This window comes from Paraburkholderia tropica (assembly GCF_914484835.1).
Taxonomy (GTDB): domain Bacteria; phylum Pseudomonadota; class Gammaproteobacteria; order Burkholderiales; family Burkholderiaceae; genus Paraburkholderia; species Paraburkholderia tropica_A.
Genome location: NZ_CAJZAR010000083.1, coordinates 1 through 16,279, shown reverse-complemented (window position 1 = coordinate 16,279; position 16,279 = coordinate 1). Strand labels below are relative to the sequence as shown.

Here is a 16,279-nt window from a genome sequence, read left to right as displayed (position 1 = left end):
TTTTAAAGAATGTCGTAAGGGGGGTAGATGGACGAGACCAATTCTGAACCGGTGGAACTGCCGGACGAGCCGCAGGTAGTCAGCATTCAAGCCACGCTTGCAACGAAAATTAATCTCGCGGACTTCCAGAATGCTGTGCCTGTTGTTCGTGAACTTGCTGTTGAAAACAACACTGAAAACGATGTCAAACAGCTCCGTTTGACAGTGTCCTCGGAACCACCGTTCCTGAAGCCGAAGACTTGGCACATCGACCACATTGGTGCTGGGAAGACAGCAAGAATCAGTGACCTTGACATATCACTTGATGGTCCCCTGCTTGGTCGGTTGACCGAGGCAGAGAAAGCGGACATTACGTTCAAGTTGACTGCTGCAGGGGAGACTCAGGCTGACATCGCGACATTTGCGTCTACTGTTGAACTTTTGCCTCGTAATCAATGGGGGGGATTGTCGTCACTGCCGGATATGGTTGCGGCGTTTGTTCAGCCAAACGAACCAGCGGTTGAGCGCGTCCTCAAGAAGGCGGCGGACGTCCTCCATAAGGCAGGTAAGTCCGGTGCAATCAACGGCTATCAGGAAGGCGCACGCCGCGCCTGGGAGTTGTCTTCAGCAATCTGGAACTCAATCGGGTCGATGGGGCTCGACTATGCGTTGCCTCCGGCGAGTTTTGAGCAGGCGGGCCAGAAGGTACGAAGCCCCAGTCAGATTGTCGATTCAGGACTCGGCACCTGTCTCGACCTCGCATTGCTCGCTTGCGCGGCGCTAGAACAGGCTGGCCTCAATCCGTTGCTAATTTTCACGGAAGGGCATGCATTCCCTGGCGTATGGCTCAAGCAGGAGGAATTCTCGATATCTGTGGTTGACGACGTTACGGCGCTTCGAAAGCGAATAAAGCTGAAAGAGCTCATCGTGTTCGAATCGACGCTGTTGACCCAGAGACCGCTTCCGCCGTTCAGCTTTGCAATCGGTCATGCCGAAGAGCAAATCTCCGAGGAAAAAGAGCGGACATTCCATCTGGCCATCGATATTCGGCGCGCCCGTTTGCAGCGAATCAAACCGCTCGCGAGCGAACATGCGGTTGCACGCGCAGCCGAAGGCGTCGAAGACGTGAACCTTGAAGCTGCGTTGGAAGTGGCGCCGACGTTGCCTGAAGAGCTCGACGGGGCGGTTGACGAGCAGGCACCGGAGCGTCCGGAAGACCGGTTGTCGCGTTGGCAACGTAAACTGCTTGACCTCTCTCTTCGAAACAACCTACTCAGCTTCAAGGGCGGTAAGAAGTCGCTGAAGCTCGACGCCCCGGACCCTGGGCAGCTTGAAGACATTCTCGCGGAAGGGCATGCCATTAAGTTGCTCACACGTCCTGACCTGATGGACGGGAACGACCCACGGAACCAAGCGATTCACGAAAACCGCGAGCGGGAGAGTATTCGTCGTACGCACGCACTTGATGCTCTCAAGCGCAGGGAAGTCTTCGTTGGGCTTTCCGACGACGAGATGGATACGCGCCTGGTCGAGCTGTATCGGTCATCGCGGACATCGCTGCAGGAAGGTGGCTCGAACACCTTGTATCTCGCGCTTGGCTTCTTGTCCTGGACGCGGGAGGCAAAGGAAGAAAAGAAATTTCGCGCGCCCCTAATTCTTGTGCCTGTATCGCTGGAGCGTCGCAGCGCCCGCTCCGGATTCAGCCTGAAAATTCATGATGATGAGCCGCGATTTAACCCGACTCTCATCGAAATGCTCCGTCAGGATTTCGAGCTTGAGCTAGGGGTAAATGACTCTGAACTGCCGACCGACGAGTCAGGCCTCGATGTCGCAGGCATCTGGAAGACAGTCTCCGCTGCAATTAAGGACATCAAGGGCTGGGAGGTCGTCGAGGAAGTCGTGCTTGCGACGTTCTCGTTCGCAAAATATCTGATGTGGAAGGACCTGACCGAGCGCACTGAACAGTTGAAGCTCAATCCGGTCGTGCGACACCTCATCGAGACACCACGCGACTCCTACAATAGTACCGTTGAATTCCCGAATGCTCGTAAGCTCGATGCCGAGCTTGAGGTCAAGAACACGTTCTGTCCGTTGCCTGCTGATTCTTCGCAGCTTTCCGCGGTGGTTGCAGGAAGCAAGGGCAAGGACTTCGTTCTAATTGGTCCACCAGGAACTGGCAAGAGCCAGACAATTTCAAACCTGATTGCTCAATGCCTGGCTGAGCGGAAGCGCGTTCTGTTCGTGTCCGAAAAAATGGCTGCGCTCGACGTTGTCTATCGACGCCTTGCAGACGTAGGTCTGGGCAACTTCTGTCTGGAGTTGCACTCGAGCAAGGCGCGAAAGACGGAAGTCTTGGAGCAACTGCGTCAATCCTGGGACGCCGCGTCTGCTCTTGCGCCGGATGAGTGGCACGCAGAGGCTGCGCGTCTTGAGGGATTGCGAGCGCAGCTGAACGGCTATGTAGAGCGACTGCATAGGCGCTATTCAAATGGCTTATGCGTCTACGAAGCTATTGGCAAAGTGATTGATGGTCAGGACCTGCCGGTCCTGCAGCTATCGTGGCCGTCGGCGCAGTCGCACGATATTTCAGCGATGCGGCAATTGCGCGAGGCGGCTGAGTTGCTCGACGTGCACGCCAAAGTCATTGGGGAGGGCCAGCTTACGTCAGGGCCGCTCGCGCATGTTGCGCAAACCGAATGGTCGCCGCTCTGGCAATCTTCGCTCCTTGAGGCGGCTCGGGCGGTCAGCCCAGCCGTCAGCAGAGTCGAGGCGGCGGCTCGCGCACTTGAAGCCGCGATTGGCCTCCCCGGGCTCGTGCTGGAACCGCGCGTTCGCGAAGGGCTGCGGATGCTGTCGGTAACGCTGCCTGCGGCGTCCGGGCATGATTGGCGCTTCACATTGCGCCCCGATGCAAAGGGCATTGGGGAAGCGCTGCGTGTGGCCGTGCCATTGGTCGAGCGGCATCGAGAACTTTACGCAGCGCTGTCGACCCCTAGTAGCAACCAGACTCTCGAAGACCTCAGACTTGGCATTGCGCAACTCACGCGCTATCACGAAGTCCATGCGCAACTTGCTCAGCCTTGGAATGAGGAACTGCGCGCGCGGATTGCGCATGGCATCGAGCTGTTACGTCAGCGTTCGGACCTGGTCAGCCAATTGTCGCTGACATACAAAGAAGGGATTTCCTCGACGACGGTACAGCAATTGCAGGTTGACCTGAATGAATTGAATGCTTCGTCATGGCCAATGAGCATGATGCGCCGCCGTGCGCTTGTGAAAAAGCTGAAGGAGCTCGCTCTGGCGGTTGGGGAGCCGAATGTCGAGGCGGATATTGAGCGCCTCGTCAAGCTTGATGGCTTGGTCGCGGATATCAAGACGCTTGAAGACATTTCGTTGCCAACGTCAGGTGTATGGTCGGGGATCAAGACTGACCTTGATGTTGCGCGAACATCGCTTAGCTTCCAGAGCGCACTTGAACACGCGCGAGTTCGCGCAGCATGGGAGGACGTCGGCTTTGACGTGGTGAACCGTGGGCTGTGCGGCGACGCAGCTCGAGATGATTTGCAGCGGATTCGCGAGTTGCGTCAGATTGACCTGGTCCTTTCGAAAGTCGCAGCGCTCTCTGCTCAGACAGACAATGTCTGGCGTGCATATGAAACTGATGTCTCGGTTGCCAAGACTTACGTTATTTTCCAAGGTGCATTGGCCGCAGCAGTCGCAGCACGGCCATGGGCTGACGATGGCTTCAGTGCAATCGAAAACGAGCAAGCCGGTCGCACTGCCGCGGCGGACCTCAAGAAGATGCGCGAGCTGGTGTCGCTGGAAGGACGCCTGAAAGCGTTTGATGACCTGCCCACCAAAACCGATGGGCTGTGGATTGGTCTACAAACGAACCTGGACGGTATCGAGCCCGCCGTCCGATTCTTTGAGGCGTTGTCAACGGCTCTCGCTGGGTTGGCGAGCACTCCCGATGCACTGGCGGCTGTCAAAAGCCCGATTGCTTTGCTGCTGGGCGACAGCAACGTGCTTCTCGAGCCAACCGGCACGATGGCCATTGCAGGGCGCGCATATGCTGACGCGCTCCGGGTATTTGAAGATGATGTTGCGCGATTCTCCACGGCGAGTGGGATTCCTGAGTCCGACAGGACGACGCTGGGTGCGCTCCAGCCAGCCGAAGCTGCTCGTATTGCAGGCGAGGTTCTTGCGAACTCGAATCGACTGAACGCGTGGTGTGCATGGCGCAAGAACCGTGGCCACGCACTGTCGCTAGGATTGGCTCCTCTGGTTGCAGGACTTGAGCAAGGCGCTGTGGCGGTCGGGCGGGTGAAAGCGGCGTTCGAAACGAACTATTGCCGCTGGTGGCTCAACGCGGCAGTCGACACAGATGAGGTTCTGCGAACCTTCGTTTCAGCGGAACACGAGAAGCGTATCCGTGATTTCCGCGAACTTGACGAGAGGTTCATCGACCTCACGCAAGCATGGGTCCGCGCGCAATTGTCCTCAGGCCATCCGTCTCCGGACCGTGTGGCGAGAGGCTCAGAATGGGGGCTCCTGCGGTACGAAATGCAAAAGAAAACACGCCATCTCCCGCTGCGTGAACTGATGTCTCAGGCGTCGAATGCTGTGACGCGTCTGACACCATGTCTGCTCATGAGCCCATTGTCTATTGCTCAGTATCTCCCGGCGGAAACGGCTAACTTCGACGTAGTCATTTTCGACGAGGCTTCGCAGATTCCAGTGTGGGACGCGATTGGCGCAATGGCCAGAGCACGTCAGGTGATTATGGTCGGGGACCCGAAGCAGCTTCCGCCAACGAGCTTCTTTGACCGGGCGGAGGCAGATATTGACGACACAGACGTCGAAGTCGAGCTTGAAAGCATCCTCGAAGAATGTATCGGGGCAAATCTGCCAACAATGAAGTTGTCCTGGCACTATCGCAGCCGGCACGAGAGCCTGATTGCGTTCTCAAACCACCGATACTACGACGGCGACCTCGTTACGTTCCCGAGCCCTGTGACGAATGACCGCGCGGTGAGCTTCAACCTCGTCTCCAGCGGTCAGTATGAGCGCGGGGCGTCGCGGACGAACAAGCCAGAGGCAAAAGCACTGGTCGCTGACCTCGTTGCACGCCTGAAGTCAGCCGGCTTCAGGGATAGCAAGCTCACGATTGGCGTTGTGACGTTCAACTCAGAACAGCAATCGCTCATAGAGGATTTGCTGGATGAGGAGCGCCGTAAGGACCCATCTATCGAGGCCCATTTCCTTGATACGGAGCTGGAGCCCGTGTTCGTCAAGAATCTGGAAAGCGTGCAGGGTGACGAGCGTGACATCATGTACTTCTCGATAACTTATGGTCCAGGTGTCGATGGCACGATGCCAATGAATTTTGGTCCGATGAACCAGCAGGGCGGTGAGCGCCGCCTGAACGTTGCCATTACCCGAGCTCGCCAGGAGCTTCGCGTGTTTGCTAGCTTCAGGCCAGAGCAGATGGATTTGTCGCGCACGCAGGCATTTGGCGTCCGTGACTTGAAGCACTTCCTCGAATTTGCGGACCGCGGCGCGCGTGCTTTGGGCGAGGCTGTTGCCGGCAGCGTGGGCGACTTTGACAGCCCGTTCGAAAAGGCCGTCTGCCGTGCAATGACTGAAAAGGGCTGGACGTTGCACTCGCAGGTTGGTGTTTCGGCATTCCGAATCGACCTTGGTGTTGTTGACCCAGACGCACCGGGACGCTATCTGGCGGGTATCGAGTGCGACGGCGCAACCTACCACCGTTCCGCTACGGCACGTGACCGCGACAAGTTGCGCGAGCAGGTCCTGCGCGGTCTTGGTTGGGAAATCCTGCGTATCTGGTCAACAGGTTGGTGGATTGACGCGCCGGGCACCGCTGAGGCAATCCACGTCCAGTTGGAGGGGCTGTTGAGTCAACGAAGAGCGCAACTGGCTGCGGCGGAACAGGAAGCTAACGTCTTTGCGAAGGCAGTAATCGATGATGCGGCGGCGAATGCGAAAGCGGCGCAGATAGGTGCCGTTGACGACGTGGTTGGCGCATCAGCGGCGGACGAAGCCGGAGTTGCGGCGACGTCGCAAGTGACCTATGCGCACAATGGTGCGAGCGCCTCTGCACCCGCGGGCATATCGCCCGGTGGCCAGTTTGTGGAGTCAGACTTGGTGGTTGCAGGTTTCGAGGTCGATAGCGACCATTTTTTCGATGTCATGTACAACCCGAAGCTGCTCGGCATGATTGACCATGTGGTGAGTATCGAAGGACCCGTGCGTGATGAAGTGCTTGCTCGCCGCATTGCACGTGTTCACGGTTGGGTGCGTACCGGTGCGAGAATTCAGGAGCGGGTCGTCCGCTTGGCACAGCAGCATTACAGGAGCGACGATGAAGACGTTGGAACGTTCTTCCGTTCAAAAGAGGACGACGCTGTAACGTTCCGGCGACCTGCTGATGGAGCCGCGCGGTCAGTTGAAGAAATCTCGTTGGATGAGCTAAAAGCGCTTGCCATCGAGATGCTTCAGGCGGGCCATGACAACGAGTCAGGTATTATTGCAATGGCTCGCGAGATTGGGCTACGTAAGGTTTCTGCCGCGAGTCGGAGTCGCTTGGAAAAGGCATGGTCGAGTGTAGTAGGAGGAAATCCGCTGGCATCACTCTGACCCTGTCATTCAAATAAGCTGGGGCCGCTTAGCCCCAGCTCAAAGGCGGTGCCGCGAACGCCCACTGGCCAATAGTGGAGTAGACGATGGTGCTACCCATGTGCCCACAATTTTGGTTGACTGTCGGTCGGCACGTAAGTATCGCGAGAATGTCTCCCGGCGCGTGGCGGGAGACCCGCTAGAGTGAAGTCTTCAACGTGAACGGTGCGTCGACAATGCAGAAGTTCTCGCGGTGTTAGTCAGGTGGGCATTGGCATCACAGAAGGCGGGTGCGGCGAGCGTTATTGGGACTGAATTGCAGCGATAACGCGGGCACCAAGCAGTCGGGTGTTTAAAGGATTACCAGCGTCATTGTGGGTCGCGACGTTGAGTTCACTGGCCAGTTCCCGGAGCGTAGCGATGACTGGGTAGACCTGCTGCCCGTCGCGCTCAATTTCAATCGCATCGCTTTCGCGTTTTCGGATGACGTAGCCTTTGTAGGTTTCTTCGACTTCAATCGCCGAAGTAGGGCGCCAGGATACCTCGCTTGGATTCTCCAATAGGTGCTTAACCTTGTCGGCGGCTTCCAAAGTCCGCTCGGTCCAAGCGCGCGAAAGTGCATATGTACTGCCGTCGATATAGAACATCTCGTCCGGTGCGAAGAAGTACCTGAGCTTCTTTCCGGGGAAAAGTGCTTGGAAAGCGCCTTCGTCGGCTCGGCCGGGCGTAGAGATGAACAGGTCTTTCCGCCGCCATGAAACCTCCTCGCAAAGACGTTCAGGCGACAGCCCCTGCCTGATTGCCTCACGAATGAGCGAGAGCATTAGGCGCCGCTTCGGCAAATTCGGCTGGAAAGTCTCTCCGATAGTGACGTCGAAGCGTGTTGAGTCGCGATTGGTCGTACGGGCCTTTTCTTGCTCAATCGACTTCTCTCTCACGGCAACCTGATACTGTGCAGCTTCGGGGAGCGGGATAACCTGTTGGATGTCCAGTAGCACGCGAGAGTCGACTGCGTGTGGGCGCATCTGGACACATCGGATATCCATTTTTCCCTGCTTGTTGAGCCAAAGAACCGATGTCGTTAGCTCAGGCGAAAAGTTAGCTGATGCGAGAACAATACGTACCGTTTCGGTGAAAGCAACGGGTCCGTCCTCGATTTCAAGAAATTCTCGGATGGCCTGCTCGGCATCCTCACTGGCGCCGACGTCTACGAGATATTTTCGATGAGCGGCGACGGCCTGGTCGAAGCGCATAGTTGAAATCATCGCTGCGTAGCGCAGGGCTTGCAGGTCCATGTGTGCGCCTTCATCGCGCTTCAATTCGACCACAACCAGATTTGCGTTGTCGTCGACACAAAGCAAGTCGATTCGGCGATTGGCGCCCGCCCAGTCGCCGAATTCTTCGGCGAGGACCTTAGTTCTCACGCCGGGCGTAATTGCTTCGATGTGTGCACGAACAGCTCGCTGGATATCAGCTCTCTCGTGCAGACCTAACTTCCCGAATGTGTTCAAGGGAATTGGCAGCAAGCTATCCCCGGTCATTTCGAACAATGCCATGCGAATATCTCGTTTGAGTGTTGGCCAGTGGCAAGTTGAATTGGTGTCTAGGCATCTTACTTGCGTCTGCGCGTGTGTGAGTCAATCGTCGAACGCTTGACAAGCAATCTCATACAAATTTTTATTACCTAACGTACAGGCATCACTCTATGCAAGCGCGATGTGGCATAGTGCGCGAGGATAACTGCGAAAAGGATAAAAGAAATGGCAACCCTTGAGTCGATTCAGGCAAGAATAGCAAAACTTCAGGCCCAAGCAGAGACCGTTGCTTCGACGAAGTCGACTGCCGCTCTCGAGAAAATCCGCGACCTGATGCACAAGTACAGCGTCAGCGTGGCCGATATCGAAGCGTTCGTCGGCAAGCGCCGTGGTCGCAAGCCTGGCCAGGCGGCAACCGCGAAGCCGGCCGCATCGGCTGCGAAATATCTCGACCCGAAGACCGGCGCAACATGGGCCGGCCACGGCCGTGCGCCAGCGTGGATTGCCAACGCGCAGGACCGAAGCAAATTTCTCGTCAATGGCGCACCGTCGACCCGCAGCGCTGCGTCGAAGCCCGCGGTAAAGCCTGGTAACTACCGTCGTGGCCCGCAGCCGCCAATGTATCGGGACCCGAAGAGCGGGGCGACGTGGAGCGGCCGCGGCCCGGCGCCGGCGTGGCTCGCTGCCGCAAAGGACCGTACGCGCTTTCTGATTGCGAAGCCGGAAGGCGCTGCGCAGTCGCAGTCAGCGAAGAAAGCTTTGCGCACCCGAAAGGCAGCAGCCTGATGCCTGAATGGCGAGAGAGCTCCGCCAGTTCGCCAGAATTGGAACTTTCGATGATTTCTATTCGTCCAGTGACGCCGGATGATGCGCCAGCGGTCGCCGAGATGGTGGCGGCGCTATTGACCGAGTTGGGTGGGGCACCAGGTGACCTTGTGTCCACCGCGCACGATGTTCTGGCCCGGGACGACCGGGTAGTCGGCTTCCTCGCCGTTGATGACGGATGCCCAGTTGGCGTGATAATGCTCAGCGAAGGCTGCGCGATTTTTGCACGAGGAGCGTTCGGCCAAATCACTGAACTGTATGTGCGCCCCGTACTGCGCTCGCATGGGGTTGCAAAGCAATTGCTGGAACATGCGATTGCTGTTGGACGCGCACGCGGGTGGCGTCGAATCGACGTCGGCGCGCCAGCGATGCCTAAGTGGGCGCGCACGGTTGCGTTCTATCTCGCGAACGGATTCGCCGAGGTAGGACCACGTCTCAAGCTAGTGCTCTAATCCGCATCTCGTTTAGGAAATCACGAGCTAACAGGCACTCTTCTACGGCTGGATGAGCAGCTTGAGCGCAACACCGTTGACCATTTCTTTGAGTTGATGTCCGGAGAGACGACTAAGGACTTCAAAACCGTCTTCGCCTTTCAATGTCACCTGCTCCGATATCGTGGCGTTGTACTGAAGAAGGTGGTCTTGACGGCTGTGCGCTTCTTTGGCGGCTTATATCGGCAAAGCGGAAATGCCGAACATCCCAGAAACGGTCCGTGCTTGCCATTTTTCTGCGCGATAACGCCGGTCTTGCAAGCTGGACACCGAACCTCCTCGACTGGCATGCCATCAACTGTTGTCACCTCGACCGCACCGTCAGCGACTAGCTCATCGAGGAAAGCGGATGACTCACCCTTAACGGTGAACATCCTGACGGACCTTCGAGCGCGAGTGAGGGCAACATAGAAGAGACGACGCTCCTCACTCAAGGGAAAGGTGTCTCCCTTTGGCATCGCCATTGCGAGGACGGGGTCGTCAGTGCGGTGGTCCGGGAATCCTCTTGTCAGCATAGCGGGCAGGATGACGTAATCGGCCTCAGCGCCCTTTGAACTGTGCATCGTGCTGAACGTGACCTGCATCGCAGCATCATTCGTTTTGCTCCAGCTTTGAGGCACATATTTCACGTCTTTCCGAAATCGCCCAAGGACGAAAACTCTCAGTTGGCCGTCACGCCCTGGTGGAACCGTGCCATCTCGCAGCCCACAGTAAAGCTCTGAAAGATAGCGCTGAATTGCATCAACCAAGTCGTCGCGATGATTCACTTGCACAGCCGTCACCGCGGGACCTACCGGTGCTGTGTCGGAGCGGACCTCTTTTATTAACTGTGCCGGATTTTTACCTACGAAGCGGCTAGAAGCATCGCAAAGTTCTTGGGGGCAGCGGAAAGTCTTCTCGAGCACCAGCGTTTGACCTTTACCGAACGATTGTCCGAATTTGGTCATGACAGTTAGGTCTGCGCCAGCGAAGCGGTTGATGGCCTGCCAATCATCGCCCACGGCGAAGAAGAAGTGGCCGGGGCGGGAGACGAGCGCTCGGCATAGCCTTGCGCGTGAGCGTGATGCATCCTGGAACTCATCGGCCATGACGAGGCGAAATGGAGAGTCATATCGGCCAGCTTCGACATACTCCGCTGCAATGTTGAGCATGTCGTCGAAGTCCACCCCGCCTTCCTTGGCAAGCGCGTTATCCCATGCTCGGAGGACGGGGCCTGCGAGTTCGAGAAACCGGATATGCCGATTTCTAAAGAAGTCGCCCGGCGCTGACTGTGCTTCGGCCAATAGAGTGTCGACGGAAAGGCAGTTATTTTTTACGTGGCTGATGAATGTGCGCAGAAGTACGATGAGTTCGTTATCCGGCATCGGTGCACGACCTCCTCGCGGTATCAGCCTGTCCGGGTTCGGGTCGAGCACTACGCCACGTGAGGCAAGTTCGCTCTCAACAAATTGCTCCCATCGCCCATGCCTCAGTAAGTGCGAGGTTGTCTCGATGAGGTCAGTACCACGGCGTTTGTGTTCAGCGCGTTTCCATGCAACCCCCTCAAGATAACCCTTGAAGTTGGCGGGAGCTCGCCCGTTGGCATCGAGCGCAAAATGCTCATGGTATAGGCCAATGGTCGGATAGTAGAAGTCTGGCGCATATTGACGATGGTCACTCGTTGCAGTGTCGTATTCGTAGTCTCGTTCGTATGCGTAATCTACGCCATTGTAGAAAAGCCAATCGCAGATTGTGCACTCTTCTTGGCTCTTTACTCGCTCTCCGCGAAGTGTCAGCATTTTGCCAGTGCCATCTTCGTTCCACGCATCCGCCTGTGATGCGTCCCCGAGTGGTGGAAAGTCTCTTCCGAATACAAGCCGAAATAGGTCCCACCGACTGCGAAATTTCGTAGAGCGGTCTTTTAGTTCGTCAACCAACTCCCTAAGTTTCTTCACTCCATCGGGCATTTCGGCCGCCCAGTCTGGCACTTTGGGCTTGCGTCCGGTTACTTTCCCGATGATGGACAGGCCTATGGAGTGAAATGTCCGTCCTTCGACACGGAAATCTGATTCGCCGATGCGCGCGAACGCCGTGCTCGTCCGCACCGCAAGCTCTTTTGCCGCATCGGTGTTGAATGCGAGCATTAGTATCTGCTCCGGGCGAAAGAACCCGCGATGGACCGTGTAGACGGCCTTGGCTGCCATTGTGGATGTCTTGCCCGAACCTGCAGCGGCGACCACTTGAACTCGGTTGTCGAAGCAAATCACGGCGCGCGCCTGCTCTTTCGTTAATGGGCTTTTTTCTACACGGTCGAATAACACTTTGCACTCGACCAGCTCGCGCTCGACGTGTATCCGGTTCAACTCAGCAATAAAGTCCGAGCAGTCGTTCGCCCAGAACATGAGGTCGTGTTCCGCCACGTCGCGAGGAACTGATGACTGGACATGCTGTTTTTGTAAGAGCTCCTGTAATTCTTTGACGCCGAGACTGACCTTGGGCCGCTCTTGGAGAAGAGATTGCTCCTCCTCGTAAGCTAGCCAGCGCCGATTTTGTGCTGCGCCGTCATAGAGTGAAGCAGCTTTTTTGCACCATGCATTGATGGGCTCCCATGCGGACTTGAACGCGTTGACGTCCGCGACACGGCGCTGCGCAGCCTTATATTTCGTGAGCGCTTCTTGTACAGCAGAAGCGCGGCAATTCGGTAGTCCCTTGAGCGTGATAGGCCTATCATCCGGGAGTTCGAGCGTTAGCGTGCTCCAGAATAGTCCCGGACGTAAGGCAATACGCGCAAAGGAGTCGCTGCTATGGGGCGTGCGCTCGCGACCGTTGATGCTGAGCTTAAATTTCAGGCTATCGCTAAACAGCGTCAAAGACCAGGGCTTAGTCCTGGTAAAAAAACGTCCTAGCGTCGAAGGTCCCCATTCTTCAGCCATCTGTAGTTCACTCGCCAGTGCATTGTCTAAAAAGGGGAGCATGCAACGGGATATGTCGGCCTTGCGCCCATGCTTACGCAAGTCTATACGCGCATAACGCAGCATGGTTGCGAGAGGTACCCGGCGCGGCTGCAGAGTCGTGCGGTTGCGGAAGCAATCCAAAGCCAAATAGAAATCGACCTGCTTCCGCCACCAGGTGAGCTTCCGGACGTGCCGGTGGCCGCTATGCACGGTCACCATGACGTCGCGAGAAGCCTGGCGCACGCGCAAGAGTTGGCTGGAGGTATCCAGGGCGCGTCACTGCATGTCTTGCCGACGGGGCATACGAGTTGTGCCGAGGATGCTCTCGCTTTTGCCGAAATGATGTGTGGGGTGGGCGAGGGGGCTACGCTGCGAACTCGTGCTGCTTAAGGTCGGCAAGCGGTGTGAGCATTTCCGGTTCGAACGGCTCCATTGCTTGATTTCCACACAACTTCTGCGGCCAATCGGGGTTGGATAGCGCGCCGCGGCCCAAGGCGATAACGTCGGCGTCCGTCGACGCTAAATCAAGCGCTTGCACAGTGTCATGCAGGCTTCCATTTGCAATCACGGTGACGCCCGGCGCATGTTTGCGTGCAAGGGCTGCGAGTGACATACCTATTCCGCCAAACGCGGGCTTCCACGCTTCGTATTCGGTGACGTGGATATAGCCCACGCCCGCGTCGACCAGGTTTCCAAAAATGACCTCAGCGGCTTGCTCGCGCTCGGGCCACTTATGAAAGAAGTCGTTTACCTTGCCCTGTGAGATGCGCATACCCACCGGCACGCCATTTCCGAGTGTTGCTCGCACGCGCTTCGCTACGTCGACGACGACGCCCATTCGCGCTGCAATGTCGCCTCCCCAACGGTCTGTACGCAGGTTCGTATAGTCGGTGATGAACTGGTCGAGCAAGTACCCGTTTGCGCCGTGAATCTCTACTCCGTCGAATCCAGCGTTATTGACCGCTCGCGACGCCGCAGAGCCGAAGCTTTCGATGATGTCGGCGATTTCCTCATCCGTCATTGCTCGCGGAAGAGCGTATGGGCCCTCTCCGCGATAGAACTTCATTTGCTCACCTTTCGGCCGGACAGCGGAAGGCGCGATGGTGCCATTCCGATACGCGTTGCCTTGCGACAGCGCTCCAGCGTGCTGGATTTGTGCAATGACCTTGGCGCCCGCCGAGTGGACTGCATCGACGACCTGCTTCCAGCCTTCCGCCTGGCCGGAATTCGCCAGTCCAGGCTGACAGGCGTAAGTTTGCGACCACGCTTCGTCGATGAAGGTGCCCTCGGTGATGACCAGTCCAAAGCCGCCGCGCGCGAAGCGACTGTAGTAGCGCGCCATCTTCTCGGTTGGAACGCCGGCGGACGTCGCAGTTACCCGCGTCATTGGGGCCACAGCCAGGCGGTTGGGCAGATGCAGGTCGTCGATGCTGGCTTGCTGGAAAAGCGTTGAGATATCCGGTTTCATCGTGGGCTCACAATCGTGTTTAACGGATATCAATATAATCATGGGTGTAATCGACGTAAATCACCGGTTATGATGCGCCCGTATAACGAAATTCGTTACGTTATGGATATCGACGACATTGCTATCTTTGTTGCCGCCCAGGCAGGCGGGAGTCTGGCGAGCGCTGCCCGGCAGCTCGGCACCACGGCGATGGCGGCCTCCCGGAAGCTGGCGTCACTCGAACGCGAGCTTGGTGTGAGGCTGATGCACCGGACGACGCGCGCCGTCTCGATGACCCCAGAGGGCGAAGACTTTTTGCCTCTCGCGCGGACCATGCTCGACGCGGCCGAAGAGGCGCGCGGCATCCTCGCGCCAACGGGGCGTAGCGCACGGGGGCGTCTTCGCGTAACGGCTCCAGCGGCCTTCGGACGCCTCGGCATCATGCCGCTGATACCCAGCTTGATGCGCGAGCATCCTGAGCTTCGCATCGAGTTGCTGATGAGCGACGAGGTCATTGACCTGAACAGTGCGGGTATCGACGTCGCCATCCGTATCGCGCCGCTGCGTGACTCTGAACTTGTCGCACGCCCGCTCGCAGTCAATCCGCGTGTGCTTTGCGCGGCACCAGGCTATCTCGCAGCGCACGGGGCGCCCCAGGTGCTGTCGGATTTAGACGAGCACGAATGTCTTGCGCTTTCGAATATGCCGTATTGGCCGTTCGTCGATGGCAAGCAGGAGAGGTCGGTCCGTGTCGACGGGAAATTTGTGTGCAGTAGCGTCGAAGGCGTACGAACGGCCTGCGTCCAAGGCCTTGGTGTTGCGCTACTGACCGTCTGGGATATCCAGCGCGAGCTCAGGGACGGGACGCTCGTTTCAATAGGCCTGACCGACGTTCAGCCACAAGAGCTCTCCATCTGGGCGCTGCTGCCCACGCGCAAATACGTTCCCCAGCGCGTTCGGGTGTTTTTGGATGCACTCGAGTTGTCGCTCTCAGGTATGCCGGGTGGAACGTAAGTGCAGAGATGGGCAGCAGCTATACCGGGGAGAGCAATTTCATATTTCGCCATATTCGGCGAGTGACGATACATTGCACGGTGTCGTGGAGTGCCTTGCGTTGCACGGAAATCGTTTGCGTGGGGTCTAGGCTGCATATGCGCCGAGACTGCGTATCAAGAATGCGATAGTCAGTTCGGACACAAACAGGGGTGAACCTGCCGTAAAAGAATGGTATTGCTGGAGCTGTCATAAAACTCTTCCTGAGCACAACTTCTCCTTATGCGCGCATCGCGCGTATCGCCTGCGAGGAGAAATTGGGCGCCGAAATTGCCCTTGAGTTTGTCGACCCGTGGAGCGACCCACGCGAGTTGCTCAATGCGAATCCCATCGCGCGTGTTCCAACTCTGCTTACCGACGACGGCCATGCGCTAACTGAGACATTGCTCATCGTTCAATGGCTCGAGAGCACGTTCCCAGGTGCTTCATTGCTTGGCACCTCATCTGCTGTTGTCCTCTCGGGTGCTGGCGTAGCAATGGGTGTTATCGACGCCGCCGCCCACACATTCATGGGGCGCCGGGTGGCCCCAGAATTCGATGAAACAGCAGTTGGGGTGCGTCGGCGGCGTGCGATGGTCAATGGATTGCTTGTCCTCGAGAGCAGACTACCCGACAATGCGGGCGAGTCTCCCAACATTGCAGATATTGCCACAACAGTCGCATTAGATTATCTCCGGTTCAGGTTTTCTGCTGCGGGATGGCTTCCTGCTGTGCCACGTCTGGATGCGATATGCAGCCGACTTGCGGAGCGACCAACGTTCCGTCGGAGCGCGCCGCGCGAAATCTCTCGGTCGTGAATACGGCCTTGGACGTTCTTCGTCGTCCCGCGCAGTGGTCGTTCAAGTGGAGATGCGGACTACCTGCGTCCCTTTAGCGTGAACGGTCCGAGAAGCGACTGAACTGAACGAATAAAGGGGTTACGCCTACGGCTGCCGGTATGAACTTCACGGTGCTCGCTCGCGAGGTGCTCGACGGACTGAGTGTTGTCGTCGAGCGAATGCAGGATTTTCGCAAGGGCGACGCGGGACGGTTCGGGTGCTCTCGAGCACGGAATCCGATAGGCCTCGTTTTCAGCGAAAAAGCTGTGCTCATGGGCCTGCCCGAGGTTGGGCGCTTCTAACAGGACGGTCCAGTTTAGCTTGCACGCGCTGGGAATAGGCTCAATGTCCTGGAGGCCGCAGTCTCGCACGATAAAGATGGCTGACAAATCCGGCGTTGCCTCCCCTGTGAAACGTCGCGGCGCTGAGAAGGTAGTGCCGACGCTTTGCAGAAGTACCCGGTCATGGCCCGTCGGCCCGAGGACAATCGCTTTCATGCGCAACAACCGCTCTCCGAGCGCTCCTGCGACATTCTCCAGCTTGTTGAGGTGCGTGCAAA

General features: G+C 57.4%; 8 protein-coding genes and 1 pseudogene. 5 read left to right on the top strand and 4 right to left on the bottom strand.

The genetic code is table 11. The annotated features are described in order from the left end of the window. Positions 1 to 27: 27 nt before the first annotated feature. Entirely contained in the window at positions 28 to 6,639 is a 6,612-nt protein-coding gene (locus tag LDO54_RS31440) for a DUF3320 domain-containing protein (protein ID WP_224015433.1), read from the top strand. Between the two features lie 281 nt (positions 6,640 to 6,920). Here LDO54_RS31440 and LDO54_RS31435 read toward each other — a convergent pair whose 3' ends face one another. Next, positions 6,921 to 8,174: a hypothetical protein gene (locus LDO54_RS31435; RefSeq protein WP_224015430.1), complete on the bottom strand. Its 1,254-nt coding sequence runs from the start codon at positions 8,172 to 8,174 to the stop codon at positions 6,921 to 6,923. A gap of 204 nt (positions 8,175 to 8,378) precedes the next feature. Between LDO54_RS31435 and LDO54_RS31430 the strand changes: the two genes are divergently transcribed. Then, a complete protein-coding gene (locus LDO54_RS31430) occupies positions 8,379 to 8,939 on the top strand; it encodes an H-NS family nucleoid-associated regulatory protein (protein WP_356792167.1) in 561 nt (186 codons plus the stop codon). A 50-nt stretch (positions 8,940 to 8,989) separates the two neighbouring features. Further along, the gene (locus LDO54_RS31425) at positions 8,990 to 9,430 is read left to right on the top strand and encodes a GNAT family N-acetyltransferase (RefSeq protein ID WP_224015421.1); all 441 of its coding nucleotides are present in this window, start codon (positions 8,990 to 8,992) and stop codon (positions 9,428 to 9,430) included. Between the two features lie 146 nt (positions 9,431 to 9,576). On the opposite strand, the gene LDO54_RS31420 is transcribed toward LDO54_RS31425, so the two are convergent. Then, on the bottom strand, positions 9,577 to 12,621 hold the full coding sequence (locus LDO54_RS31420; RefSeq protein WP_224015419.1) for a UvrD-helicase domain-containing protein: 3,045 nt from the start codon (positions 12,619 to 12,621) through the stop codon (positions 9,577 to 9,579). A 145-nt stretch (positions 12,622 to 12,766) separates the two neighbouring features. Next, positions 12,767 to 13,870: an NADH:flavin oxidoreductase gene (locus tag LDO54_RS31415; protein ID WP_224015417.1), complete on the bottom strand. Its 1,104-nt coding sequence runs from the start codon at positions 13,868 to 13,870 to the stop codon at positions 12,767 to 12,769. Between the two features lie 102 nt (positions 13,871 to 13,972). Here LDO54_RS31415 and LDO54_RS31410 point away from each other — a divergent pair, with 102 nt between their 5' ends. Both LDO54_RS31410 and LDO54_RS39105 read left to right on the top strand, forming a co-directional pair. Further along, positions 13,973 to 14,863 carry a LysR family transcriptional regulator gene (locus LDO54_RS31410; RefSeq protein WP_224015414.1) on the top strand — a complete coding sequence of 297 codons (891 nt, stop codon included), beginning with the start codon at positions 13,973 to 13,975 and terminating at the stop codon, positions 14,861 to 14,863. A 215-nt stretch (positions 14,864 to 15,078) separates the two neighbouring features. Further along, complete coding sequence (locus tag LDO54_RS39105; RefSeq protein ID WP_224015528.1) at positions 15,079 to 15,699, top strand: glutathione S-transferase family protein; 621 nt, start codon at positions 15,079 to 15,081, stop codon at positions 15,697 to 15,699. Positions 15,700 to 15,758: 59 nt separating this feature from the next. Here LDO54_RS39105 and LDO54_RS31400 read toward each other — a convergent pair. Beyond that, positions 15,759 to 16,279 (bottom strand): annotated as a pseudogene (locus LDO54_RS31400) (GTP-binding protein); the annotation flags it as partial.